General features: G+C 49.7%; 1 tRNA gene. It reads left to right on the top strand.

Annotation, left to right across the window (positions count from 1 at the left end):
* The first annotated feature begins 180 nt into the window (after positions 1 to 180).
* Positions 181 to 256, top strand: a tRNA-Ala gene (locus OGX90_RS00020).
* The last annotated feature ends 82 nt before the right edge of the window (positions 257 to 338 follow it).

The raw sequence follows: 338 nt of genomic DNA on the forward strand, positions 1-338 counted from the left end.
GCTTGTAGCTCAGGTGGTTAGAGCGCACCCCTGATAAGGGTGAGGTCGGTGGTTCAAGTCCACTCAGGCCTACCAAATTCTTTCTGATACCGCGTTGTGAAACGACTCGCATACTTCAGTATGCTTCACCGTTCCACGCCTTGTCTCAGCAAGAATTAAGGTGAATGAGATAACTACGATGGGGCTATAGCTCAGCTGGGAGAGCGCCTGCCTTGCACGCAGGAGGTCTGCGGTTCGATCCCGCATAGCTCCACCATCCCTTACTGCAAAAACACAAGAAAACTTCAGAGTGTACCTGAAAAGGTTCACTGCGAAGTTTTGCTCTTTAAAAATCTGGA

It is taken from the genome of Citrobacter sp. Cpo012 (genome assembly GCF_030333015.1).
Lineage (GTDB): Bacteria > Pseudomonadota > Gammaproteobacteria > Enterobacterales > Enterobacteriaceae > Citrobacter > Citrobacter portucalensis.